Below are 26852 nucleotides of genomic sequence, written 5' to 3'. Positions count from 1 at the left end.
AAGTTCCCTTTTTAGTTATCAAAATAGTGTAACAACAACACATTTGAAGGAATATATTTTTTTTGATTTAGCAATCCAGTGATTTTTAACAAATAAAAATATATATTATTTGTTTTCTTTAACTATTTTGTTATACGATAGCGTGCTGATTGAGCATGAGCTTGTAGTCCTTCGCCATTAGCTAGTGTGACAGCTATTTCTCCCAATGTATTTGCACCTTGGTTAGAAACCATAATCAAACTTGATTTTTTTTGAAAATCATACACCCCTAAAGGGGATGAAAAACGTGCTGTACCTGAAGTAGGTAGTACATGATTTGGTCCTGCACAATAATCTCCTAAGGATTCACAAGTATGGCGACCCATAAAAATTGCGCCTGCGTGTTTAATATTATCTAATATAGCTTTAGGGTATTCAACAGATAATTCTAGATGTTCAGGTGCAATTTGGTTAGATAAAGAGATTGCCTCACTCATATCTTTAGTATGAATGAGTGCACCACGGTTTTTAAGTGCAGTTTTAATAATATTTTTTCTACTCATAGAAGGCAATAGTTTTTTAATACTTAACTCAACTTGATTAATAAAGTTAGAGTCAGGAGATAATAAAATTGATTGTGTGTTTTCATCATGCTCTGCTTGAGAAAATAAATCCATTGCAATCCAGTCTGGATCGGTTTTCCCATCACAAATAATGAGGATCTCACTAGGACCGGCAATCATATCAATACCGACTTGACCAAATACTGCGCGTTTAGCCGTTGCGACATAAATGTTACCAGGCCCTACAATCTTATCTACCTTAGGTATCGTTTGTGTACCATAAGCAAGCGCTGCGATTGCTTGCGCGCCTCCTATTGTAAATACCTGAGTAATATCTGAGATATGTGCTGCTGCTAATATCAATGAATTACTTATTGCGTTGGGTGTTGGTACAACCATAATTAGCTTTTTTACGCCAGCAACTTTGGCTGGGATAGCATTCATTAACACAGAGGAAGGGTAGACAGCCTTCCCGCCAGGAACGTATAAACCAACACAATCTAGTGATGTAATTTTTTGTCCTAGTATTGTACCATCATCTTCTGTATATGACCAAGTGCTTTGTTTTTGTTTTTCATGGTAAAGACGTATGCGGTTTGCCGCTGTGCTTAGTGCAGATTTTTGTTCTTTATTGAGTGTGTCAAACGCTTGTTTGAGTCTAGGTAATTCAATAGTTAAATCTTTCATATTAGAGGCGTTAACATTATCAAATTTATTCGTGTAATCAATTAAAGCATTATCACCATTACTGCGAATATTAGTAATAATATCGCTAACTATTTTAGTAACATTAAGGTTAGAAACATTTTCCCATTCAAGTAATGATGAGAGCTTTTTTTGAAAGTTAAATTGTGTAGATACCAATTTAGAGATCATAAACTGTTCTCAATATTTTGAATCCAAGACTTAATTTGTGCATTTTTGGTTCTAAATGAGGCGACATTTACCACTAAACGAGAGCTAATCCTTTCAATATACTCAAATGGAATAAGACCATTGGCTTTTAAGGTATTTCCAGTATCAACTAAATCAACAATACAATGAGCTAGACCGACTTTCGGCGCTAATTCCATTGCACCGTAAAGTTTTATGATTTCACAAGATTGACCTTTATTTTGAAAATAACGTTTGGTTGAATTGACATATTTAGTTGCTACTTTAAGTGTATTTTGCTTAAGCCTATTTTTTGACTCAGCAGCTACCATTAGTTTACATTTGGCAATACCTAGATCTAGCACTTCGAATAGGTTATTAGCACCATGCTCAAGTAAAACATCTTTACCAGCAATGCCCATATCAGTAGCACCATGCTGTACAAATACAGGTACATCAGTTGAACGAACAATAATAACTTTAACGTCAGCGAGATTGGTATCAAGAATTAATTTACGTGAGTTTAACTCTTTTTTAGCAATAATTAAACCTGCTTGTTCAAGTAAAGGTAATGTTTGTTTTAAAATTCTACCTTTGGATAATGTGATAGTTAGCATAAATTTTTAATCCTGTACACGCTCAATTTGAGCACCTAATAGTTTTAATTTTTCTTCGATTGTTTCATAACCACGATCTAGATGATAAACACGTTCAATCGTTGTGGTACCTGTCGCTACTAACCCCGCTAACACTAAAGATGCTGAAGCCCTTAAGTCAGTTGCTATTAAAGGCATTCCTTTAAGATATTTTACCCCTTTGCAAACAACGGTGTTACCTTTTAAAACAAGGTTTGCACCCATACGTGATAATTCAGGAATGTGCATAAATCTATTTTCAAAGATGGTTTCAGTAATAGTACTACGCCCATCAGCAATAGCGTTAAGCGCTGTAAATTGTGCCTGCATATCTGTGGGAAAATTTGGATAAGTACTAGTTCTGATATTAACAGATCTGGGGCGCCTTCCCTTCATATCAAGGATAATTGAATTTTCATTGATTTTAATGTCTGCACCAGTTTCAAGTAGTTTTTCGAGAATGGCATGCATTGATTGATAATGCACATTTTTAATCGTAATTTTACCACCTGTGATGGCTGTAGCAACAAGATAAGTACCTGCTTCAATTCGATCAGGACAAACAGAATAAGTTACGCCTGATAATTCATCAACTCCTTGAATAATAACAATTGAAGTACCAGCACCGGAAATAATAGCCCCCATCTTGATTAAACAATTAACTAAATCTACAATTTCAGGTTCTTGTGCAGCATTATGGATTGTAGTTATACCTGTTGCTAAAGTTGCTGCCATAATGATATTTTCAGTAGCAGTTACTGAAATTTGTTTAAAATTAATCTTAGTACCAATAAGTTCTTTCGCTGTGGCATAAATATAGCCATTTTTGACTTTAATTGTTGCTCCTAAATTTTCTAATGCTTCTAAGTGTAAATTAACAGGACGTGAGCCAATTGCACAGCCACCAGGCAGAGATATTTTTGCCTTTCCATATTTAGTAAGCATTGGTCCTAGTGCTAAAATTGAAGCACGCATAGTTTTAACCAAATTGTATTGAGCGACTAAGTTTGTTAATTTAGAACCATCTATAAATAAAGAATTGTCTGATTCTAGTATAAATTCTGCACCCATATCCATTAACAATCTAAGCGTGGTTGAAACATCACTTAAATGAGGTGTATTAGTTAAAGTGATAGGACCATTAGCTAATATTGAGGCAAATAAAATGGGTAGAGATGAATTTTTTGATCCTGCAGTTATAACACTACCATTTAACGAGATACCGCCATGAATAATAAGTTTGTACATTATTTAGCTATTTTTTTAAGCTTCTGTTTAGATTTTCTAATTAAGTCGTCAATACTCTTACGTTTAATATATGAATTAAATTGTTCGCGATAATTTTTAACAATACTTATGCCAGAAAATACGATATCATATACACGCCAAGTATTAAATCGTATCATTTTTAGAGAAATGATACTAGGTTTAGGATCGTTGTTAATATTAATAATTAACCTTACAATAGCTTTATCATTTTTACGTTTAACATTAGGATCTACTGAAATGTGGACGCTATTAAGTTTGTCATAACTGGATAAGATTCCTACATAATCTTGGATTAAAGATTCTGAAATATAGTATTTAAAAAACTGTTTTTGTTGGATATTTAAGTTATCCCAATATTTGTTTAATGCAATTTTAGTGGATACATTTATAGCAATATTAGGTAAAATTTTTAATCTAGTTAAAGCTTCAATATTTTTTTTAGTAGCTCTTTTTTGTTTTTTTAATTCTTTTAAAGAAGTTAGAGCACTAACCATAATATTAAGTGCGGCTGAACTAGGCGGGTCAATCATATCTACGATTGCTTGATGAGTTGTATTTAGAACTTTGTCTATCGCTAAAGTAGAATTTATAGGCAAAATAGACAATACAATGAGTAATGTTTTAATCACAAATACAAATTTTAATAAAAATTAACCTAATTTTAATTTTACCTTTGTAAATGTCTTTGTATAGATGTCAATTAAAGAAAAGATTAAATAACCTAACTACAAAACTCTGACGTTTATCAAATATTTGATAAACAGGGTTAAATAATCTATGTAGGTAAAGCTAAAAACTTAAAAAATAGAGTGTCAAGCTATTTTGTTAGAACACATAAACAGAATAAAACTAGAGTTCTAGTGGTAAATATTAAAATTTTTAAAATTATAGAATATTCTAATAGAACTTATTGAATCTTGTTTAGACCTTGTTTAGAATATCAAATATGGCTATGTAGTTCACCTTATGTGGTAAAAATTAGCCATATGAAACACTATCAATCAGATATACCAATGATGTCTTTATTTTTATCTGTCGAAGACAATAAAACTCTATAAAAGGTGTCAAAAAAATGCAACTCGCTTTTCAAAATTTAGAGTTTGAATTAGCGGCGTGATTAAACTACTAATTAATTGATTTATACGTCATTCAAGAGCAACATATCTCAAGTTTCAGTAGTAACTTAGATGTGGTTAGTATTGATTAACAATGAAGAGTAAGTGATATTGAGGATATTATGGTAAACAAATTGTATAGGTATTATGCTTTACCAAAAAACTGAAATAATCTAAATATTAAACAAATTTTATTTGCTTTTTTGCCTTTATATTATTTAGATAAAAACACCACAAACAAATATTAATTAGTCATAAATTGAAATGATAAACATATAATTTCCTCAGGTTTAAATACGCATAGTATTTACATACTAAATAAAGATTTAAAAAAATCAATACTTATACACTTACAAGTTATTTTAGAATTAAACAAGTGTTTTTAACTATATTGAATATATTGATTTTAGTAAAATAATGGGTGAAATAAATGTTGATTTATGTATGGTATTTTTAAAAGAAGTTCAAAAAAGTTAGCTAATATCTTCAATTAGATATTAAAAATATTGCTACTAGTGATGATTATAGCGTGATACATCATACCGTTTTGTAATGAATAATTATCTAAAAACTTGTTTTTAAGATATACAACTTTAATATTATAATTTATTATAGTAGTAGGAAAGTTACGTAGAATAGTTCTACTTAATTATTTTTCTGGTTTACAAGAAGTAAAGAAAGCATCGATTCAAAAAGTTAGTTGTATTAATTTAATATTAGCGACTAAAATAGTTGAAAAACTAAAAGATTAATATGTTTATTAGGATACTTGTGATTGCTTTTGTTATTAGCTATATTGTGTGGTGGATTAACAATTGGATTTTAGGTAAGAATTTACAAATAGCTAGAGTAATTACTCTTACACTTAGTGTAATTAGCATTACATATTTACTCTTTGGTATTCTATCATATTTAATTGAAGGGATTTGACGATATAATAATTATTTCAAATAATTTGAGCTTTTATTAAAAATAAAGAATACTAAAGCTAACTATATAATTTATTTCTATTAGTTAATACTCTATCTTTTTTGGCTGTCGTAATAAAAATATTCAGTATGCTTTATCTCTTAATTCTTTTTTGATAATACTAATGTATTAAGATGTTTGGTTTTATTAATAATTTTATTTGGTACATTGACTAAAATTGACAGATTGGACGCTTCCCAAACTGGTAAATCACGCATATGATCACCTATATAGTCAAAGCCTTTATTGCCAAATCGCTCAATTAATCGTTTTGCTTTATTGTGTGAAGACAGATTAAAGTTTTTGTTACTTGCCATAATATCATCAAATAAATTAATCTTATTAACGGTTGTTTGTTGATGGTTATGGATAAAAAGATCAAAATTTTTCTGTTTGTTTTTTATCTGAGTTTTTTCAGTTTTAAGATGATTATTAACTGCAGAAGCATATAATCTATGTGAGGCAGTAGCAAGGATGATTTTATCCCCTTGTTTTTTACGTTTTTTGATATAATTAATTACGTCTTGATTGTAAGTTAAAACTTTAATATCAATAGAAAATCGTTTAGCCAATTGTTCTTTTAAATAGCCCTTTCCACGAAAAAACCAAAAAGGATAAATAAAAATAAGTAGTGGATTTTTTTTTAATGTACCAATTGAAGACTCATACAATAAATCTGTATTAATTAATGTATGGTCCAAGTCGACAATTAATGGTGTCATTTAAATGTTTTCCAATCTTTATAATATCTTTCCTGTTGTAAAACCCATAATATGTAATTGAATTTAATCAATTTTTATTTAAATTTTTTAGTTGTTTTAACTTTGGGTTTGTTTAATTTATCTTATTTTCTAACCAGACAATCATCATAACCACCAGCATATTGGTTGATGATACCATTATTGTTCATAACAATTGTAGAACTAACAACATTATTTAAAAAAGTTCTATCGTGTGAAACTAAAAGCAAAGTGCCATTATAATTTACTAACATTTCCTCTAATAATTCAAGTGTTTCAATATCAAGGTCATTAGTTGGTTCATCAAGTACTAATAAATTGGCAGGTTGAGATAAAATTTTAGCCAACATAAGGCGATTTTTTTCGCCTCCAGAAAGCATTCTAATCGGTGCTATAGCTTGTTTTTCAGTAAATAAGAATTGACGTAGATAGCCAATAATATGCTTACTTTTTCCACCAATATCAATATGTTCACGGCCTTCAGAAGCGAAATCCATGGCTTTCATATTAGGGTCAAGATACTGCGTTTGGTCAAAGTAGGCTAGTTTAATGGTTTTTGACCTAAGAATGGAACCACTATCAGGTTGTAACTTATCAAGTAGTAGTTCGATGAAAGTAGATTTTCCTGCGCCATTATCACCGGTAATACCGATTTTTTCACCTTTCAAAATTAGCATAGAGAAATTTTCAATTAGCTTAATGCCAGCAATTTGGTAATTAATCTTTTTAATTTCGAAAATCAATTTGGAAATGTGGTTTTCATCATCTAAGATATGGATGTTGGCATTGCTTTTTTTTACACGACGATTTGTGAATGATTTACGCATAGATTGTAAAGCGCGAAGACGTCCTTTATTGCGAGTTCGTCTAGCTTTGATACCTTGTCTAATCCAATTTTCTTCTTGTGCAAGTTTTTTATCAAATCGTGCGTTGGCGATTTTTTCAGTATGAAGTTGTATATTTTTGCGTTTGACATAATTAACATAGCTACAATTAAATACTGCTAGATTACCACGATCAAGATCAAATATGCGATTAACAATGCCTTTAATAAATGAACGATCATGACTAATTAGTATCAAAGTGCCATTATAATTTTTTAGTATATGCTCAAGATTAAGGATAGTGGTAATATCCATGTGGTTAGTTGGTTCATCAAGCAATAATATATCTGGATTTTGAATTAATGCTCTAGCTAGCATTACACGTCTTTTCCAACCGCTAGAAAGCGTGGATAAAATTGTATTAGCATTGAGTGTAAAACGATTGAGAATCGTTTGTATTTTATACAAATATTGCCAACCATTTGACTGATCAATTTTTTCTTGTACTTTGCTAGCCTGTTCTAATTTTCCATCATTAATTAAATGCTGGTACTGTGTGAGAATAATGCCAATTTCTCCTAGACCTTCTGCCACAATATCAAATAGATTTTTATCATTATTTTGTGGTAGTGTTTGTTCTAAATAACTAATTTTACTGCCATTTTTAATATTTAGTTTACCATTATCTGACTCAGTCAAACCAGCAAGAATACGCATAAAAGTAGACTTTCCTTCACCATTTCTACCAATAAGTGCAATTTTGTCGCCTTTATATATGGTTAAATTTATTTTATTTAAGATTTGTTTGTCAGAAAAACTAAGAGAAATATTGTCAAGTGTAATCAATGGCATAGGTTAAAATTATTTTTTTTTAATAAAATTTATATTTAGTGCTATTTTATTCGATTTTATCCCTATTAGGATTTGTTAGTTATACTCATGTTGAGAGTGTTGAAGCTAAAAGTTATGTTAATAATCAACAGCAACGTTATCAAGCGTTAATTAACGAAATCCGCTGCCCAGTTTGCCAAGGCCAAAGTATTGGTGGTTCAAATGCAGGATTGGCTAAAGATCTACGTGAAAAAGTCAAAGAGTTAATATTAGAAGAAAATACCGATGACAATATTCGTCAATTTATGACTGATAGATATGGGAATTTTATCGTATTTAAACCCCCAGTTAATAAAAATACTTATTTATTATGGTTTACGCCTTTTATATTTTTAGTTTTAGGATTGTTTTTTTTAGTACGTTCTTTATTGATTCAAGAATCTAGTATTAAAAGTAATATAGATACAACTAAGGCTAAAGATTTATTAAAATAAATCAATAGTAATTATTAATTCAACTCACCAAAGTGGTGTTATTGAGATTACACAAAAAATTAATTATATTGTTTTTGAACAAAGTCAATCAGTTTAGTTATATCATGTGTTTATTGCTAATACATTAGAATTATCTATGATAATTGGGGGTAAAGATATAAATATATAAGAGAAAGAAAGTTCTTTGTAAGAATATGGTGACAGATGTAAATTTTGTTTATTGGCATAATAACACAGTTAATTCTAATATATCTAAATAATTTTGACTAGTAAATCTAAAATCTAATTATTGATAATAAATTAGATTTTAGTTGTTTTTAAAGGCTGTTCTTATATAAACATATAACTGGTGTAAATATAAGAAAATTGATTATGACGCTATAGGTAAGTAGTAAGATTTAATCAAACGGTTTAATAATTAATACTTAAGAATTTAGCTGATAAAAAATATTTTAAAGTAAATATACATTAAATTTAGTTGATTTATATCAATTACAAGGCAGTAATGATTTGTCGATAGGAAATATATTAAATGCTGTTATAAATAATTTAAAGGTTGTATTATCTATTTTTTATACTATAGAATCAATATTTTGAACAGACTATGACGTTAAATAATATTGACAGTGATATTTATAATCAAACAACTAAGGACATAATAACACTTATATAAAAGTTATCATTATTTACAGTTAATGTATTTCCACTATTTATGATTTGTTAGTATTTGTATGAAAATCAATCAATATTAATTTTTTAAAAGATTTAACTTTGGTATGTAATTGGATACTAGTTTCGTATCAAGGCTATTATAATCGTGATATTTTATTAGTTCAATTATAACGTTTGGAGCCATTTAAATAAAATTTAGTTAAAGAAAAGATATTGGTATAAATCAGAGTTAGAATACAAAACATATTAAGGAGTCCAGTGAGAGACGAAGATAATAATAAATTAATTCTTAAAAGAAAAGCAAAATTGGCTTTATTAAGAGAAGTTGGAAATCCATTTATTAATAATTTTAAGCCTGAAAATTTAGCACAGAATATTGTTCAAGAATTTAAAGGTCTTTCTAAAGAAGAGCTGGAGAAAAAAAATATACAAGTATCAGTAGCAGGACGGATGATGCTTAAGCGTGTTATGGGTAAGGTTAGTTTTGTACATGTACAAGATTCCAGTGGGAAAATTCAGCTTTTTGTTACTTGTGATAAGCTACCTAAGAGTTTTTATAATGAACAGTTTAAAAAATGGGATATTGGTGATATTATTGGCGCTACAGGTGCTTTATTCAAAACTAATATGGGTGAATTGTCAATTCGTATTGACGATATTAAGTTGTTAACCAAGTCACTACGCCCGTTACCTGGAAAGTTTCATGGCTTGTCTGATCAAGAAATTCGTTATCGTCAGCGTTATGTTGATTTGATTATGAATAAGACATCACGAAATACGTTTAAACGTCGTAGTCAAATTATTAACTATATCCGCAATTTTTTTAATCATCATGATTTTATTGAGGTAGAAACACCTATGTTACAAACTATTCCAGGTGGCGCAACAGCCAAACCATTTGAAACTCATCATAATGCATTAGACATGCCTATGTATTTTCGCGTTTCACCCGAGCTTTACTTAAAACGTTTAATTATTGGCGGTATGAATAAAGTATTTGAGATTAATCGTAATTTTAGAAATGAAGGACTTTCCACTAGACATAATCCAGAATTTACGATGATTGAATTTTACCAAGCTTATGGAACATATCATGATTTAATGGATTTTACAGAAAAATTATTTCGTAGTATAGCACTTGATATATGTAGCAGCACTAATGTCTATTATCAAGGTAACGATCTTGATTTTTCTAAGTCATTTAAACGCATTACTATGATTAATTCAATTTTACAATATAATCCAAGTTTGATAGCAACTGATTTAAATCAGGAAAATGTTAAACAAACTGCAGAAGCATTAGGTATTCAAATTAAAGAAAATTGGGGTTTAGGGAAGATTCAAATTGAAATCTTTGAAACTACTGTTGAAGAGAAATTATTACAGCCTACTTTTATCACTGAGTATCCAACTGAAGTATCGCCATTAGCACGTCGAAATGACAATAATCCGTTTATTACTGATCGGTTTGAATTGTTCATTAGCGGTTGTGAAATTGCTAACGGCTTTTCTGAACTTAATGATGCAGAAGATCAAGCTAATCGCTTTAGAAAACAAGTTGAAGAGAAAGATTCAGGCAATGATGAGGCTATGTATTATGATGCTGATTATATTCGTGCTTTAGAGTATGGTATGCCACCTACGGCAGGAGAAGGCATTGGTATTGATAGATTGGTAATGTTATTTACCGATTCACCGTCAATTCGTGATGTTATTTTGTTTCCTCATATGCGTGCTGAGGTAAAGTAAGAAGATGTCAACTATTCATATTCCTTAGTGTATAGTAAAATAGGTTAAGGTTTGTATGTGTTGCCATGATAGAAATTATGCAATCATGTCACGAAAATATGATTTTAAAAATTATGGTGGTAAGAGTTTAACTTATTATATTATATTTATGATAAATAAGAGTTGGGTTAAATATTCACCTGTGCATGGTTATAAGGAAAAACTTAGTAAACGTTAGTCAAATGTGGTTAATGACAAAATTAAGAGGTTTAAATTTATAGGTTATAATTAAATGAGTAAAAATATAATACCAGTTTTAACCATTGATGGTCCAAGTGGGGTTGGAAAAGGCACTATAGCAAAAATTATGGCACAAAAAAAAAACTGGCATTTGTTAGATTCTGGTGCAATTTATCGCGCTTTTGCTTTAACAATTGATACTAGAGAAATTAATATTGCTGATGAAAAGGCTTTGAGAAAGATTGCAGAAACTCTTGATGTAAAATTTAAAACTAAGTCTGGCAAAAAACTTGTGAATATCTATCTTGATGGTAAAGACGTATCCAAGATTTTACGTACAGAGAAAATAGGTAAGATAGCTTCGAAAATTGCCTCTATTGAGATTGTTCGTGCTATGCTTTTAAAATGCCAAAAGGATTTTTATAAAACACCAGGGCTGGTGGCAGATGGTAGGGATATGGGAACAACTGTTTTTCCTGATGCATTATTTAAAGTGTATTTAACTGCAAGTGTTGATGAGCGAGCTAATAGACGTTTAAAACAATTGCAAGCACAAGGTAGTAATGGTATAATTTTGAAAATCTTATCAGATGTCGTGGATAGGGATAAACGTGATTATACTCGTAAATACTCACCACTTAAACCTGCCAAAGATGCACTCATTATTGATAGCACTAAGTTGTCTATTGATGAGGTTATCATTCAAGTGATAGAATTAGTTGAGGCTTAAGCGGTTAAACCTCTTAAAATAAATTAACCCGATAATATATTAAGCACATACTATACCGCAAATAGCTTAAGAATTACCGGTCAATATCAAAATAATAATATGTCAGAATCATTTGCCGAACTGTTTGAAAATAGTGCTGAACAACAAAACGTAAAAGTTGGTGCACTTTTAGTGGGGACCGTTGTTAGTATCAATCGTGAAAAAGCGATTGTTAATGTTGGACTCAAATCAGAGGGTTTTATTCCACTAGATGAATTTAAAAATCAACAAGGAGAATTGAAGGTTGAAGAGGGTGACATTGTCGAAGTTGCACTTAAATCAATTGATGATGGCTTGGGTAATACTTTATTATCACATGCTGATGCTAAGCGTATTAAGCTTTGGCATGCGCTTGAATTAGCAATGAATTCTAAAGAAGTTGTAACTGGAGTTGTAACTGGTGCTGTTAAAGGGGGATTAACGGTGGATATTGGCGTAGTTAAAGCATTTTTACCTGGATCGTTAGTTGATGTACGTCCAGTAAAAGATTTCTCATATCTAACGGGTCAAGAAATTGAAGCTATTGTTATTAAGATGGATGAAGTTAGAAATAATATTGTGATTTCTAGAAAAGCTGTATTGCAAGAAGCTAATTCTGCAGATAGAGAGGCGCTACTTGAAGAGCTTGAAGAAGGTAAAGAAATTGAAGGTATTGTTAAAAACCTTGCAGATTATGGTGCATTTGTTGATCTTGGAGGTGTTGATGGCTTGTTACATATTACAGATATTTCTTGGCAACGTGTTAACCATCCATCTGAAAAATTAACTATTGGCGATAAAATTACTGTTAAGGTACTTAATTATGATAAAGAGAAAATGCGTGTATCATTAGGTCTTAAACAACTAACTGTTAGCCCTTGGGATAGTATTTCAGATCGGCTACCTATCGGTAAGAAAGTACAAGGTACGGTTTCTAATTTAACAGATTATGGTGCATTTTTGAGTATCGAAGAGGGTGTTGAAGGTTTGGTTCATGTAAGTGAGATGGATTGGACAAATGCTAATGCTCGTCCTTCTAAAATTGTTAAATTAGGTCAAGAAGTTGAAGTGGTTGTATTAGATGTTCAAGAGTCTAAGCATCGTATTTCATTATCTATGAAACAAGCTCAAGAAAACCCTTGGGAATCATTTGAAGCAACACATAATAAGGGTGATAAAATTCCTGTTAGGGTTAAATCAATTACTGACTTTGGTTTATTTGTTGGCCTTTTAGGTGGTATTGATGGCTTAATTCATTTAGCTGATATTTCATGGGAGAAACAATCTTCAGATCAATTGGTATCTAGTTATTCTAAAGGGCAAGAGTTAGAGGTGATTATTTTGAATATTGATGCTGAAAAAGAGCGTATTTCTTTAGGTATTAAACAGCTTTTAGAAGATGAATTTATGCGATATGTATCTGCTAATAAAAAAGGATCAATTGTTAAAGGTATGGTTATGGAAGTTGATTCACGTGGCGCAGTTATCCGTTTGAATGAAGATATTACAGGCTATTTAAAAGTAGGGGAAATTTCAGAAGATCGTGTTGAAGATGCGACTTTAATATTAAAAACTGGCGAAGAAATAGAAGTTGCAATTATGAATATTGACAGAAGAACTCGTAACATTTTAGTCAGTATTAAAGCAAAAAACTCAGTGGAAGAAAGAGCGGCAATGGAAGATTATAATAAGCAGTCTTCTGATATAATATCTGGTTCTACATTAGGTGATTTGTTAAAAGAAGCAAAAGATAATAAATAACAATAGTGAAGTGTGATTCTTTTTACCTATTATGAAAAAGCCTGATCTTATTTTAAATTTATCAAATAGTTCTAATTTATCTAAAACTGATGCCAAGATAGCAGTTAAAGTAATCTTGGAAGAATTAACACAAGGTATTGTTTCTGGTAAAGGTGTTGAGATAAGAGGTTTTGGTGGTTTTTATAAGAAATATCGTAAAGCTCGACAAGGTATTAATCCTAAAACTAGCGAAAGGACAGAGGTAAGTGAGAAGTTTGTACCATTTTTTAAACCAGGTAAATTTCTTAAAGAAATCATTAATAAGATTTAGTTTTGATTAATTTATAAAGTACGATTAATGTATAATTTCATTCTTCTATATCTGTACGTGAAGTATTCTAAAATTTAGAATGTTAAATAAATAGGGGCGTTAGCTCAGTTGGTAGAGCATCGGACTTTTAATCCGCTGGTCGAGCGTTCAAATCGTTCACGCCCCACCATATATAAAGAATTGATTTATAATTAGCAAATAGGTATGATTGTAGCCATAAATATGAGCAGAGAAATGTATTTATTGTTTGTTTTGTATTAGACGGGGTTAATACCAATTAAGGAAAATAGTAATCTTATTAATCTTATATTAAAATTAACTCTTATATACATCATTATCAATTTTTATCAAAAGTTTCAATCTAGTATCAAAACATAATTTCCTTTCTTTGTGAAATGTTTTTAGGTTTAATTTTAGTTTAACCCAGATTCTACATTATCTGTTATGTTTCCGAATTGAGATTACACTATTTAAGTGTATGATTGTAAGACTTTGTATAATAAGGAAAGTAATAGATGAATTTTTTTTGGATATTTATAGCATTAAGTGGTACACTAGCAGTAGTGATGGATGTGATGTTAGTACATATTTTTAAGCATATCCTACCGATAGAGGATATTATGCGTATACAAACAGCAATAACTTATCAAATGCATCATACTTTTATGATTGCAATATTAGCTATACAATCACAATGTATTTTATCTAAGTCTATTAATCAAAGTATTTGGCTTTTTATAGCAGGTATTGTTCTGTTTTCAGGGAGTTTGTATTTATACACTTTGACTAAATTGTATAGTTTGGTTTTTATTACGCCGGTAGGTGGTATGTTATTGGTTCTTGGCTGGTTAAGTGTAGCAAGATTTGCTTTTAATTTCTCCAAAATAAAATAATATTTATCTATTTTGATAGAACACAAAGTGTGAATCTTACCATTGATTTCAGTGGATGATTATGTCAAATTTAAAGACGCGCTATTTATTGTTTACTGTTGAAAAACTTATGTTTTTTATTAACTTAAAAGAACTTATAAAATATAGGCTGTACTAATGTTAAGAGTTATTCTTAATGAATGTATATTCCATAATAACTAACATCTATAATTATAGATTGATGGCTTTAAATTTAACACACATACAACTCAATACGCTATAGTTATTTTTTATATAAATAGAAGTGTCTATCCTATTTTGATGATTATGAAATAGATGATATATTATATAGAGACCTAATTAAAATTTATGAATGTATTTTTCAGTAAATGGAATTTTTAATAAATAATCTTGTTTTATAATGAAATTAGTGTTATATAAGATTGATAACGTTTCTTGTGAATATTGCCTAATTTAACTGCTGATTTAATTGCACATTTTGGTTCAAAGATATGAGCACAATTCCTAAATTTACAAGCATTAGTAAATGGATTAAATTCTTTAAACCCATTTAAAATTTCTTGATTACTGAGTTTATCTAATTGGAATTTACGAATACCTGGTGAATCAATTAAATACCCACCTGAAGGAATCTGGTAAAGCGTAGTATTCGTTGTTGTATGCTTACCAAGTTTGCTTTTTTTGGATATTTCATTGACCCGTAATTTTAGTTCTGGAATTAGTTTATTAATTAGTGAAGATTTTCCTACGCCGGATTGACCCAAAAAGATATGAGTCTTATTGTCTAGTTTAAGTTTTAATTTATCGATATTTATTTGTTTTTTGACACTTAAAAAATTGATTGAATAACCAATATTTTCATACATAGAAAAATCATATTTAACCTTTTTAATATTATTTGTTAACTCAACTTTATTAACCACTATATTAATAGGTAATTTTGCATTCTCAGCCACTATTAAATAACGATCGATCAATTCAAATTGATAATGTGGTTCTATAGCAACCACTAACCATAGCTGGTCTATATTAGTAGCAATGAGTTTATGTGTACGATAAAGTTGATTATGACGTTCAAGTAGGGCAGTGACTATACCTTGATTAGACTGCGTTATCTGAAAGATAACCCTATCACCAGCAACGGATAAATCAATATTGTTTTTGGTAACACATTGGTACAACTCACCTGATTTTATTTTAACTAATAATCGTTCTCTGTAACGAGTAATAACCAAGCCTGTGTGTACTTTGTTAAATGTATCTGAGGATCTATTTATTTTAGTGTTGTGTTGCGTTTGAATTTTTTTAAGTCGCTTTTTTTAAAAATTATAATATTCATCATTTAAGTAATTTACAACTGATTTTTCTTTATCAGGAAACCAGTTAATGTTAAGTGCATTAACACAATTACTCACTTGCTTACGCAAATCAAAATGATTGTGTAAGCGCGAATTATTTCTTGTATAAAAAGTATTATTGTGTTCAATAATGTGGCAATTGATACAAGATTCTTTGTGTAAAGCTTTACCTTTTTCATTGGAAAATGTGTCACTTGATGTAACCAACATTATAGCTAATAGTAACTGATTGATAATTTTCTCCTTTAGTTAATTTTAAGTAACTTGTTACTTATAAGTCTTAATCTGATTAATGCGAATAGACGCGCTTGGATGAGAGTCGTGAAAATAAGAATACAGATAATCTGGTGCGAGAATTGTGGCATTATCTCGATACAATTTTACCAGTGAAGATACTAAATCATTTGCATTGGTATGTTTAGCAGCAAAGACGTCAGCTTCAAACTCATGTTTTCGTGATAGATAATTATTAATAGGAGCAATAAAAAAACTAAACACTGGTATGGTTAGTGTAAATAAAATCAGCGCGCTATGATTTGATGGATGACTAATACCGAGCCCGTGAAAAAACCAATTTTGATTAATTAAATAACCAAGTAATGCTAAACCTAGTAAGGATGTGATAAACGAACTAATCATGCGCTTAATGACATGTTGGTAGTGACAATGTCCTAGTTCATGAGCAAGAATTGCTTGAATTTCATTATCACTCATACCTTTAATAAGTGTGTCAAAAAATACAATACGCTTATTTTGACCAATACCTGTAAAGTAGGCGTTGGCATGTGATGATCTTTTAGAACCATCCATCACAAATATACCATCACTTTTAAATCCTGTACGTCCAAGTAAATTATTAATTTTAGTTCTTAACTCAATATTATCTAAGGGTTTGAATTGATTAAAAATCGGCGCAATATAAGCTGGATAAAGCCAAAATATCAATAGAGAAAATATAATGAGAACTAACCAAACATAAATCCACCAATATTCACCCATAATACCCATTAAATAAAGAATAGCATAAATTAGTGGCAAACCAATAGCTAAAATAAGTAATGCGCTTTTAAGTAAATCCGTAATAAAAGTTTTCATATTTGTTTGGTTAAACCCAAATTTTTGTTCTAATACAAAAGTCTGATATACTCTAAATGGTAAATCTATTAGACTTCCTAGTATTATCAAGCTTATAATAAATCCCACACCTGCATATGAGATATTGTTAGTTTGTTCTTGCCAAATGTTATCCAAATAATCTAACCCTCCACCAATTGTCCATAGTAGTAAAATAGTGGTTGAAAATATAACTTCAAAATGATTTAATTTAAGTTTAGCTTGTGTATATTCAATTGCTTTTTGGTGGTCTTTTAGTGTAATTTCTTTTCTAAATTCACTAGGTACCTTGTCAAATGATTGAATAATAGTTTTATTTTGTCTGATGTTCAGCCACAACAATATAGTAATATAGATAAAAATAGCTATTAGAAATATTAAAGTAAATAAATTAGATGTCATGTTTTTTAGAAAAACGAAAATTGTTATTTTACCTAGAATAAATAGGGATTGATAAACAATAGGGAGTATTATTATAACGTTTAAAAGATTTTTAAACTAAGATAGGACTTAATCAAACTTTAACTATTTTTTTTGGTTCTAAATAATTATCCTATCATTAAGCAAGGGAAAAAATGTTACAATATTTTTTTAATTTTAGTATTATTATAAAAAATTTTATACCGCTATTAATGGTACAATTAATAGGTGTTTAGGCATTAGCTGTATTTATTTCCGAGGCATTAATTATTTATGTATTGATTGCGCTGATTTTCTGATTTATGCTTTCAAGACAAAATATATCTTTAATAATTAAACAGTGATTAAGTATTAAATACTTTTTAAAAAGATTGTTTTAGTAGGATTTTTTTGGTTAATTGAATATAATTAATGGCGTTAATTGTACAAAAATATGGCGGTACTTCAGTCGCTTCGGTTGAGCGTATTCAGGCAGTTGCACAAAAAATTAAAGTATTTAAAGAGAAAGGCCATCAATTAGTGGTTAGTGTATCTGCCATGAGCGGTGAAACTAGTAGAATGACTGCGCTTGCACAAACCATTCAAGATATACCCTCTTTAAGAGAAATGGATGTTCTATTAACGACTGGAGAACAAGTGACAATTGCTCTGCTTACTATGGCATTGCAACAATTAGGTTGTGATGCAGTTTCTTACACAGCCCCGCAAGTATGTATTATGACTGACTCTGAGCATGGTAAAGCGCGTATTAAGTCAATTGATAATCATCGTATTTTACAAAGTTTAGATCAAGGTAAGGTTGTTGTCGTTGCAGGATTTCAAGGGGTAGATAAAAATGGGCACATTACTACATTGGGTCGTGGTGGTTCTGATACCACTGCTGTGGCACTTGTTGCTGCGCTTAAGGCTGATGAATGCCAAATTTATACTGATGTAGATGGTGTTTTTACAACTGATCCACGTATTGAGACAAATGCTAGAAGAATAAATGTTGTTAGTTATGAAGAGATGTTGGAAATGGCATCACTTGGCTCAAAAGTTTTGCAAATTCGTTCAGTAGAGTTTGCATCAAAATATAAAGTACCATTAAGAGTGTTATCATCTTTGATTGATAATCCTTTAGGTACACTAATTACGAGAGAGGAGAATATTGTGGAACAGGTAGTTATTTCAGGTATTGCTCATAATAAAGATGAGGCAAAATTAAGTTTAATCGGCGTACTAGATGATCCTGGTATTGCATTTAAAATTTTAAATCCAATTAGTAGTGCTAATATTGAAGTTGATATGATTGTACAAAGCGTATCTGCACGTGAAGGTTTAACTAATTTTGCTTTTACTGTACATAGAAATAACTTCAAGACTGCTAGTAAAATATTAAATAATGTATGTAAAGAAATAGGTGCAATAGCTGTTCAAAGTGATGATAAAGTAGTTAAGGTATCATTAGTTGGTATTGGCATACGTTCTCATGCTGGAATTGCTACTCAAATGTTTGAAGTATTATACAATGAGGGTATTAATATACAGATGATTTCCACTAGTGAAATTAAGATTTCAGTAGTGATTGATGAAAAATATTTAGAGTTGGCAGTGCGTTCATTACACGCTGTATTTGAATTGGATAAGGAATAAAAATGCATACGTTTGATGACAGAGATGGCTTAATTTGGTTTGATGGTGATTGGGTAGATTGGCGTGAAGCTAAAGTTCATGTATTGACTCATACTCTGCATTATGGTATGGGTGTGTTTGAAGGTATTCGTGCATATGAAACCCAAAAAGGAGCAGCAATTTTTCGCCTTGAAGAGCATGTTAATAGGTTGTTTAATTCTGCTAAGATTATGAATATGGATATTGGTTTTTCCAAAGACAAACTGAATCAAGTCGCAAAAGATGCAGTTGTTAAAAATAATCTTGATAGTGCTTATATTCGCCCTATGTGTTTTTATGGTTCAGAAGGTATGGGATTACGTGCTGATGGGCTTAAGGTACACACTATTATTGCTGCTTGGGAGTGGGGGTCGTATTTAGGTGAGGATAGTATGAAAAATGGTATTCGTGTTCGGACTTCAAGTTATACGCGTCATCATGTTAACATTACTATGACTAAAGCTAAAGCTAATGGTAACTATATTAATTCAATGCTTGCTTTACAGGAAGCATTAATTGATGGTTATGATGAAGCATTGTTGTTAGATGTTGATGGTTTCGTGGCTGAAGGTAGTGGCGAAAATATTTTTATTGTGCAAGATAGTGTTATTTACACACCTAGTTTAACTTCAGCTCTAGCAGGAATTACCCGTGATACAGTATTTAAATTAGCAACTGATTTAGGTTATAAAGTGATTGAAAAACATATTACTCGTGATGAGGTATATATTTCAGATGAAGCATTTTTTACAGGTACTGCAGCAGAAATAACTCCTATTCGTGAGCTGGATAATCGTATAATTGGTTTAGGTACACGTGGTCCAATAACCGAACAATTGCAAACTTTATATTTTAATTGTGTTTATGGTAGAAATGAGCAATATCAATATTGGATTGTTAAGGGATTCTGTTAATGAATTTATATTATGTGAACGATTTTCAAAAAAACATGTTATTTTAGTATTGTAAAAGCAAAAAAATTATTATTTTATTACTCAAAACCAAAGGAATAAAAATAGAATATGAAACTTATGGTATTTTTTCAATTTAACAAAAATGATAAGATATCGTATTCGTATGGTTATTTCAGTTACGAATCAGTATAACCTTTCGTGAGTAGCAATTCATCAAGAAATATTATTTTAGTCGGGCCTATGGGCTCTGGTAAAACATCAGTCGGTCGTCGTTTAGCCTGCATTCTTAATCGTGATTTTTTTGATTCAGATTTTGAGATAGTAGCACGAACAGGTGTTTCTATTAATCATATTTTTGATGTAGAGGGAGAGAAAGGCTTTCGCAAACGTGAAATACAAATATTATCTGATTTATGTGAAATTAAGCATATTGTTATTGCCACTGGTGGTGGCATTGTTGTTAATCCTCAAAATCGAAAAATCCTTAAACAGGGTAATTTTGTAATATATCTATCATCAACAGTTGAACAATTACTTAAGTATACCATGAATTCTAAATCTAGGCCTCTACTTGAACAATCATATGACAGAGGAAGAACTATTAATAATTTATTATTAAAACGGGAGTTTTTATATCAGACAGTGGCAGATGTAGTAATTGATACTACAGATAAAAAATTATACGCTATTGTTAGTGAAATTATAAAAGTCATTCCGATATGAAAAAACATTTTATTTTTATTTTTATTTTTATTTTTTGTTTTAATGCTAAAGCAATGACACAAAATAAATTTATTGAACGTTTAGAAGAGATACATCCTTTTTTTACAAAGCTTGATTTATCTTTACAAATTAAGAAAATTGATCAACAAGTAACTACAGCTAATCAAGATTGGCTTGTTGGAGTAAAAACTAATTTTAATAATGCAGATATAGATAATAATTTAAATACCATTTCAGTTGATTTTTTAGCAACTAAAAAAATAGTAAGTTCAGGTGCTAATATTACTTTTAAACATAGCTGGGGACAACAAAATAAGAATACAAATATTAATCTAGATACTAATAATAGTAAATTATCTATTGATTATGTGCATCCATTATTAAAGAATGCAAGTGGTATAAATGATCAACTAAATACGGGTTTATCTAGTATTAACATACAAATATCTAAACTTAATATTGCTGAACAAAAAGAAGCTTTTATTCTTATCCAATTAAAGAAATTTATTGATTTAGCTTACATACAAGAGCGTTTAATAATTGATAATCAACGTCTAGATTTAGCAACTCAAGAATTAACTTTAGTTAAACAAAAATTTAATATGGCAGTTATTGACAAAGTTGATGTGTTACTACAAGAAGATGCTTATCATAGTGCTAAACAGAGGCAACTTCAAACTCAACAATATTTGAATATTTTACGTTATGAACTATCTATTATGTTAGATATTAATCTTTATAGCGTTAAAGCTGAATTTGATTTATATAAGCCCTACATAATTAATAAAGATGATCTTAAACAGTACTTATTAGATAATTCTAGAATATTAAAAATAGCTGATTTAAATCAAGATTTGTTAGAACTTCAATTAAAGAATGATAAGAGTAATTCAAAAGCACAATTTGACTTAAAACTTGGTATTACGAATGAGAGTAAAAGTAGCTATTATACAAACTCTATTTCTAATCCAAGTTCATCATGGAATATTGGCTTAGATTTTAGCTATCCTATCGGTAATATTCAAGCTAAATCAAACATTACAAAAACACAAATAATGCTTGCTAAAGCTAAAGAAAAAAAGCAAGAACAATTACTAAGTATTTATGCTAAAGCATATGTATTAGAACAAAAGATCAAATATTTAGTAGAAATGCTTGAATTAAGCAAAGCACAAATAAAAACTGCCAAAGCTCGAACTGTTGAAGAAAGACGAAGATATAATAATGCTAACTCTCAGGTAAGTTTTGTTATTGCAGCGCAAAATAATGAACAAAGTGCAAATCTTAATTATATCCAAGTATTTAAAAATTATCAAGAATCAGTGCTTAATTTTAAAGAAATCATTGATCAATTATCACCATTATAAATTATGATATATAATCGTATAACCTGAGTAAGATTCGTTTTAATTAAACATAAAATCTGTCAATTAAATTCAAAATATAATGAAATTATTCGTATGTTACTAAATGGTTTGACCGAATTAGATAACATGAATTTTACCTTTCATAACTATCAAGATTTGATTTTTTATTCCTTTTAAAAAAACAGTTTTTATCCAATTATAGTTTTATGTAAAAAGTATTAAATATAAAGTTACAATTCTTAGAAAGAATAACACAAATATCGGTTATTTAATAAAAGAGTTAGCAACTACAATGTATTTACTATTTTAGTTTTCTATTATGGCACTATTTCATTTGATTAGTGTCTCATACTATTAATAAAGGTGATCTAAGTAGGAGTTGTAAAAAAAAGATTATTATCTGAAATATCCATTAACATAACTAATAGCGAGAAGACTTTTTATGTATAGCAGGTATTAAAAATAATTTGAATACAGTAATTCTAAAAAGATAAATAAAACGGTTTTCACAAATAAAATAAATCCTTATAAGAAAAGATATATGGTTAAGTCTAGAATAGTTATGCCAAAATTATTAGTTAAATCAGTGGGTCGTGCTATTAATGATTTTAAAATGATTAAGAAAAATGATAAAGTACTTCTGGCAGTATCTGGCGGTAAAGACTCGTTGAGTTTGTTCCATATTTTTCGACATTTTTTAGTTTCTGCTCCAATTTATTTTGAATTTGGAGTGGTTACTATTGACCCTAAAATAGATGGTTTTGAGCCACAAGCTTTGGAGTATTTTTTTAGAAAATTTGATACGCCGTATTTCTTCGAAACTTTTTCGATTATGAAGCAAGCTGAGAAAAGCATGAAAGGAAATTCGTATTGCTCTTTTTGCGCTCGTATTAAACGAGGACTAATGTATCAAGTTGCGCGACGTGAAGGTTATAATGTTTTAGCATTAGGACATCATTTGGATGATTTGGCTGAATCATTAATGATGTCAATGTGTCATAATGGCAAAATTCAAACTATGAAGGCCCATTATATTAATGATGCAAAGGATTTACGAATTATTCGCCCACTAACATACGTTCGAGAAAGACAATTGGCTGATTTTGCCAAAATAACACATTTACCTGTGATTAAAGATTCTTGTCCAGCTTGTTACCAAATACCTACTGAGCGGGCACATTTTAAGAAGTGGTTATTAACTGAAGAAAAACGCACACCTAATTTATACAAAAATTTACTAAGCGCCATGAAACCTATGTTGGATGAAACCAAGAAAGATTATAATGATTAGGTTTATTCTTTGGATTTTTTCAATTATACCGCTGAAATTAAATCATTTTATTGGTATGGTTATTGGCCAATATTTGTATTTAACAAAGTCTAACTCTAGAGCTATAGTAAGTAAAAATATTCAACTTTGTTTTCCAGGATTAAACTCAAAACAACAACAGACTCTAATTAGAAAATCTCTAGTAGAGTTAGGTAAAGGTTTAAGTGAATCTGGATTTATTTGGTTTAAGAATTTTGATGATAATGTCAAATACGTTACAAAAACCTTGGGTATTCATCATCTTAGAAGTAATAAAGCTATTATCTTATTAGTACCACATTTTGGCTGTTGGGAGTTGGTAGCTAGAATGATATCACTAATTAAGCCAGTCACATTTATGTATAAAATTTTAAAAAATAAACAACAAAACAGGTTATTACTTTCAAAACGAGAGCAGGGGAACTTATTAATGGTACCAGCTAATAAAGAAGGTGTTATTAAATTACAAAGAGCAATTAATAAAAAACAACTTATTGCTATTTTACCTGACCAAGATCCTGGTGAAATTGGTAGTATTTTAGCACCATTTTTTTCACAAAATACACGTACCATGACTTTACTAGTAAGACTTACTAGAAAGAATAATGCTAAAGTAATCATGGCGTGGACAAAACGTCTACCAAACGCCAAGGGCTATGAACTTAATCTTAAACCAGTACAAATACTGTCTGATACTAATATACTTGGAGATGATGTATCATTAATGAATAAAGTTATTGAAGATTTAGTTACAACTCAACCAGAGCAATATTTATGGAATTATAAGCGTTTTAAATCAGTTATTAAGTATTAATACAATAGAATTGGTTTATATATAAACGAAATTTGAGGCATTATGGGCTTATATGATATAATTTTACCTATGAAATTTATTGAAGATATTCAAAGTATTTTTGATCGTGATCCTGCTGCTAGAAATGTCTTTGAGATTATAACTTGTTATTCAGGTGTGCAAGCTATGTTATTTTATCGTTTGAGTCATCGACTGTGGAGGTTTAAATTTAAATGGCTAGCAAGATTTGTATCATCACTAGCAAGATGGTTTACAGGTATTGAAATTCATCCCGGTGCTGTTATTGGTCGGCGTTTTTTTATTGATCATGGTATGGGTGTAGTTATTGGTGAAACTGCTGAAATTGGTGATGATTGTACTTTGTACCATGGAGTTACACTTGGTGGAACAACTTGGCAAAAAGGTAAACGCCATCCTGTCTTAGGTAATAATGTAGTGATTGGCGCTGGCGCAAAGATACTAGGTCCAATTGTACTTGCTGATAATGTTAGAGTAGGTTCAAATTCTGTGGTAGTTAAATCTATTGATGAATCTCAGACAGTTGTTGGTGTTCCTGGTCGTGTTTTGAAAAATAATAAAATTCAATCAAGCCATTTTGACTCTTATGCTGTGGGTAATAATGTTGATGATCCTACTGTTAAGGCTATTAATTTTATTTTGCTACATTTGCACGATGTGGATTTACAATTGCATAAGATTTCAAAGAAATTGAATATTAAAGACCAGCAAGGAGCTTCTATGAATGATTTGGAGATTGAAAGTAAATAACTATTTGGTGTTAAGGTTCTTTACTTGACTAAATAACTAGGTTAAGTGTATAATTATTGTTATTATTAGAATTAGGACCGATATGCAATTAACAACCAAAGGTCGTTATGCAGTAACTGCAATATTAGATTTGGCATCTAATGACACTGGAAAACCCATTACTCTAGACATTATTTCACAAAGACAAAATATTTCATTGTCTTACTTGGAACAGTTATTTGCCAAATTACGTCGTGCTGAATTGGTTAAAAGTGTACGTGGACCAGGTGGTGGTTATTTACTTGATGCTAAAGCTTGTGATATTAATTTAACCCAAATTATTGAGGCAGTAGATGAAAATATTGATTTACGTCGTTGTAAAGGCATTAAAGTATGTAACAATGGACGTCAATGTATTTCTCATCAATTGTGGTGCGAGGTTAGTGAACAAATTAGAACATTTTTGAACGGCAAGACCTTGCAAATGGTAATTGACGATCATAATTCAAACAAAGGAGTATAAAATGTCAATACCTACTTATATGGATTATTCAGCAACAACCCCTGTTGATGAACGTGTTGCTCAAAAAATGATACAATATTTGACAAAGGATGGTAAGTTTGGTAATTCTGCATCAAATTCTCATTATTATGGCTGGCAAGCCGATGAAGCTGTTAAAAAAGCCAGAGAACAGGTGGCTAATTTGATTATGGCTGATCCAAAAGAAATTGTTTGGACTTCTGGTGCGACTGAGTCTAATAACCTGGCCATTAAAGGTATTGCACACTTTTATCATAAAAAAGGCAAGCATATTATCACTTTAAAAACTGAACATAAATCTGTGTTAGATACTTGTCGACAATTAGAACGTGAAGATTTTAAGGTGACGTATTTAGATCCCATGTCAAATGGTTTATTAGACCTAAATATCTTAAGAGATGCTATGTGTGAAGATACTATATTGGTATCAATCATGCATGTTAATAATGAAATTGGTGTGATTCAAGATATTGAAGCTATTGGTAATCTTTGCCATGATAATAATATTTTTTTTCATGTTGATGCGGCACAATCAGCAGGAAAAGTAGCGATTAATTTATCAGAATTATCCGTTGATTTAATGAGTTTTTCAGCCCATAAAATTTATGGACCTAAAGGTATGGGTGCGCTTTATGTACGTCGTAAGCCACGTGTACGAATTGAGGCGCAAATGCATGGCGGTGGACATGAAAGAGGTATGCGTTCAGGAACTCTAGCCACACATCAGATTGTTGGCATGGGCGAGGCCTTTGCGATAGCACAAGTTGAAATGAGAGAAGAAAATACAAAAATTAGACAATTGCGTGATCGTTTATTAGTAGGTTTTATTGATATGGAAGAGGTTGTGGTAAATGGTGATATGGAAAATCGTATTCCCGGTAATCTAAACATTAGTTTTAATTATGTTGAAGGAGAATCACTAATGATGGCTATTAATGATATTGCTGTATCTTCAGGTTCAGCTTGTACTAGTTCAAGTCTTGAACCTTCGTACGTTCTACGTGCTCTGGGTTTAAACGATGAATTAGCCCACTCATCAATTAGATTTACTATTGGACGTTATACTACTGAAGTACAAGTTGACAAAGCTATAGATTTAGTACGAGCTAAAGTTGATAAATTACGTGATTTATCACCACTTTGGGATATGTTCAAAGATGGTGTTGATATTAGTAAGGTTGAATGGTCGGCACATTAAAATAAGTGTAATATAATATTTAGATTAAAGATTTACAACAAGATTATATTA

The 26852-nt window shown here is 30.3% G+C and carries 24 protein-coding genes, 1 tRNA gene and 1 pseudogene; 17 read left to right on the top strand and 9 right to left on the bottom strand.

Annotated features, from left to right (window positions below):
- Positions 1 to 122 precede the first annotated feature (122 nt).
- The 4 genes from hisD to HUW60_RS02780 are packed head-to-tail and all read right to left on the bottom strand — an operon-like array spanning position 123 to position 3948.
- Positions 123 to 1418, bottom strand: a complete 1296-nt coding sequence (hisD, locus tag HUW60_RS02795; protein ID WP_190600034.1) for a histidinol dehydrogenase — start codon at positions 1416 to 1418, stop codon at positions 123 to 125.
- Positions 1415 to 2032 (bottom strand): ATP phosphoribosyltransferase, encoded by a 618-nt coding sequence (hisG, locus tag HUW60_RS02790; RefSeq protein ID WP_190600033.1) that lies wholly within the window; start codon positions 2030 to 2032, stop codon positions 1415 to 1417. Before hisG ends, hisD begins: the two co-directional genes overlap by 4 nt.
- Positions 2033 to 2038: 6 nt before the next feature.
- Positions 2039 to 3298: a UDP-N-acetylglucosamine 1-carboxyvinyltransferase gene (gene murA / locus HUW60_RS02785; RefSeq protein WP_190600032.1), complete on the bottom strand. Its 1260-nt coding sequence runs from the start codon at positions 3296 to 3298 to the stop codon at positions 2039 to 2041.
- The gene (locus tag HUW60_RS02780; RefSeq protein WP_190600031.1) at positions 3298 to 3948 is read right to left on the bottom strand and encodes an MlaC/ttg2D family ABC transporter substrate-binding protein; all 651 of its coding nucleotides are present in this window, start codon (positions 3946 to 3948) and stop codon (positions 3298 to 3300) included. The genes murA and HUW60_RS02780 overlap by 1 nt, the downstream gene beginning before the upstream one ends.
- Before the next feature lie 120 nt (positions 3949 to 4068).
- On the opposite strand from HUW60_RS02780, the pseudogene HUW60_RS04985 reads away from it, so the two are divergent.
- A pseudogene (locus HUW60_RS04985) lies at positions 4069 to 4209 on the top strand (GIY-YIG nuclease family protein); the annotation flags it as partial.
- Between the two features lie 1295 nt (positions 4210 to 5504).
- Here HUW60_RS04985 and HUW60_RS02770 read toward each other — a convergent pair.
- Entirely contained in the window at positions 5505 to 6125 is a 621-nt protein-coding gene (locus HUW60_RS02770; protein ID WP_190600030.1) for a hypothetical protein, read from the bottom strand.
- A 122-nt stretch (positions 6126 to 6247) separates the two neighbouring features.
- Entirely contained in the window at positions 6248 to 7819 is a 1572-nt protein-coding gene (locus HUW60_RS02765) for an ATP-binding cassette domain-containing protein (protein ID WP_190600029.1), read from the bottom strand.
- A 38-nt stretch (positions 7820 to 7857) separates the two neighbouring features.
- On the opposite strand from HUW60_RS02765, the gene HUW60_RS02760 reads away from it, so the two are divergent.
- The 7 genes from HUW60_RS02760 (at position 7858) to HUW60_RS02730 (ending at position 14644) form a co-directional block, all read left to right on the top strand.
- Positions 7858 to 8292 carry a cytochrome c-type biogenesis protein gene (locus HUW60_RS02760; RefSeq protein ID WP_190600028.1) on the top strand — a complete coding sequence of 145 codons (435 nt, stop codon included), beginning with the start codon at positions 7858 to 7860 and terminating at the stop codon, positions 8290 to 8292.
- A 930-nt stretch (positions 8293 to 9222) separates the two neighbouring features.
- The gene (lysS, locus tag HUW60_RS02755; RefSeq protein ID WP_190600027.1) at positions 9223 to 10713 is read left to right on the top strand and encodes a lysine--tRNA ligase; all 1491 of its coding nucleotides are present in this window, start codon (positions 9223 to 9225) and stop codon (positions 10711 to 10713) included.
- A gap of 271 nt (positions 10714 to 10984) precedes the next feature.
- Complete coding sequence (gene cmk / locus HUW60_RS02750) at positions 10985 to 11662, top strand: (d)CMP kinase (RefSeq protein WP_190600026.1); 678 nt, start codon at positions 10985 to 10987, stop codon at positions 11660 to 11662.
- A gap of 72 nt (positions 11663 to 11734) precedes the next feature.
- Entirely contained in the window at positions 11735 to 13441 is a 1707-nt protein-coding gene (gene rpsA / locus HUW60_RS02745; protein ID WP_255501584.1) for a 30S ribosomal protein S1, read from the top strand.
- Between the two features lie 31 nt (positions 13442 to 13472).
- On the top strand, positions 13473 to 13751 hold the full coding sequence (locus HUW60_RS02740; RefSeq protein WP_190600024.1) for an HU family DNA-binding protein: 279 nt from the start codon (positions 13473 to 13475) through the stop codon (positions 13749 to 13751).
- A 93-nt stretch (positions 13752 to 13844) separates the two neighbouring features.
- Positions 13845 to 13920: transfer RNA gene (locus tag HUW60_RS02735), tRNA-Lys, on the top strand.
- Positions 13921 to 14266: 346 nt separating this feature from the next.
- Positions 14267 to 14644, top strand: coding sequence for a DUF423 domain-containing protein (locus HUW60_RS02730; protein WP_190600023.1), 378 nt, complete (start codon positions 14267 to 14269; stop codon positions 14642 to 14644).
- A 395-nt stretch (positions 14645 to 15039) separates the two neighbouring features.
- Here the strand turns inward: HUW60_RS02730 and rsgA are convergent, their stop codons facing one another.
- The 3 genes from rsgA to HUW60_RS02715 all read right to left on the bottom strand — a co-directional run bounded on the left by rsgA (position 15040) and on the right by HUW60_RS02715 (position 17517).
- Positions 15040 to 15879, bottom strand: a complete 840-nt coding sequence (gene rsgA, locus HUW60_RS02725) for a ribosome small subunit-dependent GTPase A (protein ID WP_190600022.1) — start codon at positions 15877 to 15879, stop codon at positions 15040 to 15042.
- Between the two features lie 84 nt (positions 15880 to 15963).
- Positions 15964 to 16212, bottom strand: coding sequence for a hypothetical protein (locus tag HUW60_RS02720; RefSeq protein WP_190600021.1), 249 nt, complete (start codon positions 16210 to 16212; stop codon positions 15964 to 15966).
- A 57-nt stretch (positions 16213 to 16269) separates the two neighbouring features.
- On the bottom strand, positions 16270 to 17517 hold the full coding sequence (locus tag HUW60_RS02715; protein WP_190600020.1) for a M48 family metallopeptidase: 1248 nt from the start codon (positions 17515 to 17517) through the stop codon (positions 16270 to 16272).
- A gap of 429 nt (positions 17518 to 17946) precedes the next feature.
- Between HUW60_RS02715 and HUW60_RS02710 the strand changes: the two genes are divergently transcribed.
- From HUW60_RS02710 to HUW60_RS02670, 9 genes are all read left to right on the top strand, one after another.
- A complete protein-coding gene (locus tag HUW60_RS02710) occupies positions 17947 to 19170 on the top strand; it encodes an aspartate kinase (protein ID WP_190600019.1) in 1224 nt (407 codons plus the stop codon).
- A gap of 2 nt (positions 19171 to 19172) precedes the next feature.
- The gene (locus HUW60_RS02705; protein WP_190600018.1) at positions 19173 to 20102 is read left to right on the top strand and encodes a branched-chain amino acid transaminase; all 930 of its coding nucleotides are present in this window, start codon (positions 19173 to 19175) and stop codon (positions 20100 to 20102) included.
- 198 nt (positions 20103 to 20300) lie between these two features.
- A complete protein-coding gene (locus tag HUW60_RS02700; protein ID WP_190600017.1) occupies positions 20301 to 20825 on the top strand; it encodes a shikimate kinase in 525 nt (174 codons plus the stop codon).
- Positions 20822 to 22192 (top strand): TolC family protein, encoded by a 1371-nt coding sequence (locus tag HUW60_RS02695; protein ID WP_190600016.1) that lies wholly within the window; start codon positions 20822 to 20824, stop codon positions 22190 to 22192. The genes HUW60_RS02700 and HUW60_RS02695 overlap by 4 nt, the downstream gene beginning before the upstream one ends.
- A 562-nt stretch (positions 22193 to 22754) precedes the next feature.
- Positions 22755 to 23483: a PP-loop family protein gene (locus HUW60_RS02690; RefSeq protein WP_238924433.1), complete on the top strand. Its 729-nt coding sequence runs from the start codon at positions 22755 to 22757 to the stop codon at positions 23481 to 23483.
- Positions 23476 to 24315, top strand: coding sequence for a lysophospholipid acyltransferase family protein (locus HUW60_RS02685; protein ID WP_238924432.1), 840 nt, complete (start codon positions 23476 to 23478; stop codon positions 24313 to 24315). Before HUW60_RS02690 ends, HUW60_RS02685 begins: the two co-directional genes overlap by 8 nt.
- A gap of 69 nt (positions 24316 to 24384) precedes the next feature.
- The gene (cysE, locus tag HUW60_RS02680) at positions 24385 to 25083 is read left to right on the top strand and encodes a serine O-acetyltransferase (RefSeq protein ID WP_190600013.1); all 699 of its coding nucleotides are present in this window, start codon (positions 24385 to 24387) and stop codon (positions 25081 to 25083) included.
- Between the two features lie 82 nt (positions 25084 to 25165).
- The gene (locus HUW60_RS02675) at positions 25166 to 25585 is read left to right on the top strand and encodes an Rrf2 family transcriptional regulator (protein WP_011929921.1); all 420 of its coding nucleotides are present in this window, start codon (positions 25166 to 25168) and stop codon (positions 25583 to 25585) included.
- Between the two features lies 1 nt (position 25586).
- Positions 25587 to 26801 (top strand): IscS subfamily cysteine desulfurase, encoded by a 1215-nt coding sequence (locus HUW60_RS02670; protein WP_190600012.1) that lies wholly within the window; start codon positions 25587 to 25589, stop codon positions 26799 to 26801.
- The last annotated feature ends 51 nt before the right edge of the window (positions 26802 to 26852 follow it).

Source organism: Candidatus Vesicomyosocius sp. SY067_SCS001 (assembly GCF_014706615.1).
GTDB lineage: Bacteria > Pseudomonadota > Gammaproteobacteria > PS1 > Pseudothioglobaceae > Ruthia.
This window is presented reverse-complemented; position numbering and strand designations above follow the sequence as displayed.

Bases quoted from the DNA above. Each gene is read 5' to 3' on its own strand.
- HUW60_RS02710 (WP_190600019.1), top strand. From the start codon at position 17,947: ATGGCGTTAATTGTACAAAAATATGGCGGTACTTCAGTCGCTTCGGTT.
- HUW60_RS02720 (WP_190600021.1), bottom strand. From the start codon at position 16,212: ATGTTGGTTACATCAAGTGACACATTTTCCAATGAAAAAGGTAAAGCT.
- murA (WP_190600032.1), bottom strand. From the start codon at position 3,298: ATGTACAAACTTATTATTCATGGCGGTATCTCGTTAAATGGTAGTGTT.
- cysE (WP_190600013.1), top strand. From the start codon at position 24,385: ATGAAATTTATTGAAGATATTCAAAGTATTTTTGATCGTGATCCTGCT.
- HUW60_RS02705 (WP_190600018.1), top strand. From the start codon at position 19,173: ATGCATACGTTTGATGACAGAGATGGCTTAATTTGGTTTGATGGTGAT.
- HUW60_RS02715 (WP_190600020.1), bottom strand. From the start codon at position 17,517: ATGACATCTAATTTATTTACTTTAATATTTCTAATAGCTATTTTTATC.
- HUW60_RS02675 (WP_011929921.1), top strand. From the start codon at position 25,166: ATGCAATTAACAACCAAAGGTCGTTATGCAGTAACTGCAATATTAGAT.
- cmk (WP_190600026.1), top strand. From the start codon at position 10,985: ATGAGTAAAAATATAATACCAGTTTTAACCATTGATGGTCCAAGTGGG.
- hisG (WP_190600033.1), bottom strand. From the start codon at position 2,032: ATGCTAACTATCACATTATCCAAAGGTAGAATTTTAAAACAAACATTA.
- HUW60_RS02770 (WP_190600030.1), bottom strand. From the start codon at position 6,125: ATGACACCATTAATTGTCGACTTGGACCATACATTAATTAATACAGAT.
- hisD (WP_190600034.1), bottom strand. From the start codon at position 1,418: ATGATCTCTAAATTGGTATCTACACAATTTAACTTTCAAAAAAAGCTC.
- HUW60_RS02695 (WP_190600016.1), top strand. From the start codon at position 20,822: ATGAAAAAACATTTTATTTTTATTTTTATTTTTATTTTTTGTTTTAAT.
- HUW60_RS02740 (WP_190600024.1), top strand. From the start codon at position 13,473: ATGAAAAAGCCTGATCTTATTTTAAATTTATCAAATAGTTCTAATTTA.
- HUW60_RS02670 (WP_190600012.1), top strand. From the start codon at position 25,587: ATGTCAATACCTACTTATATGGATTATTCAGCAACAACCCCTGTTGAT.
- HUW60_RS02685 (WP_238924432.1), top strand. From the start codon at position 23,476: ATGATTAGGTTTATTCTTTGGATTTTTTCAATTATACCGCTGAAATTA.
- HUW60_RS02730 (WP_190600023.1), top strand. From the start codon at position 14,267: ATGAATTTTTTTTGGATATTTATAGCATTAAGTGGTACACTAGCAGTA.
- HUW60_RS02765 (WP_190600029.1), bottom strand. From the start codon at position 7,819: ATGCCATTGATTACACTTGACAATATTTCTCTTAGTTTTTCTGACAAA.
- HUW60_RS02690 (WP_238924433.1), top strand. From the start codon at position 22,755: ATGCCAAAATTATTAGTTAAATCAGTGGGTCGTGCTATTAATGATTTT.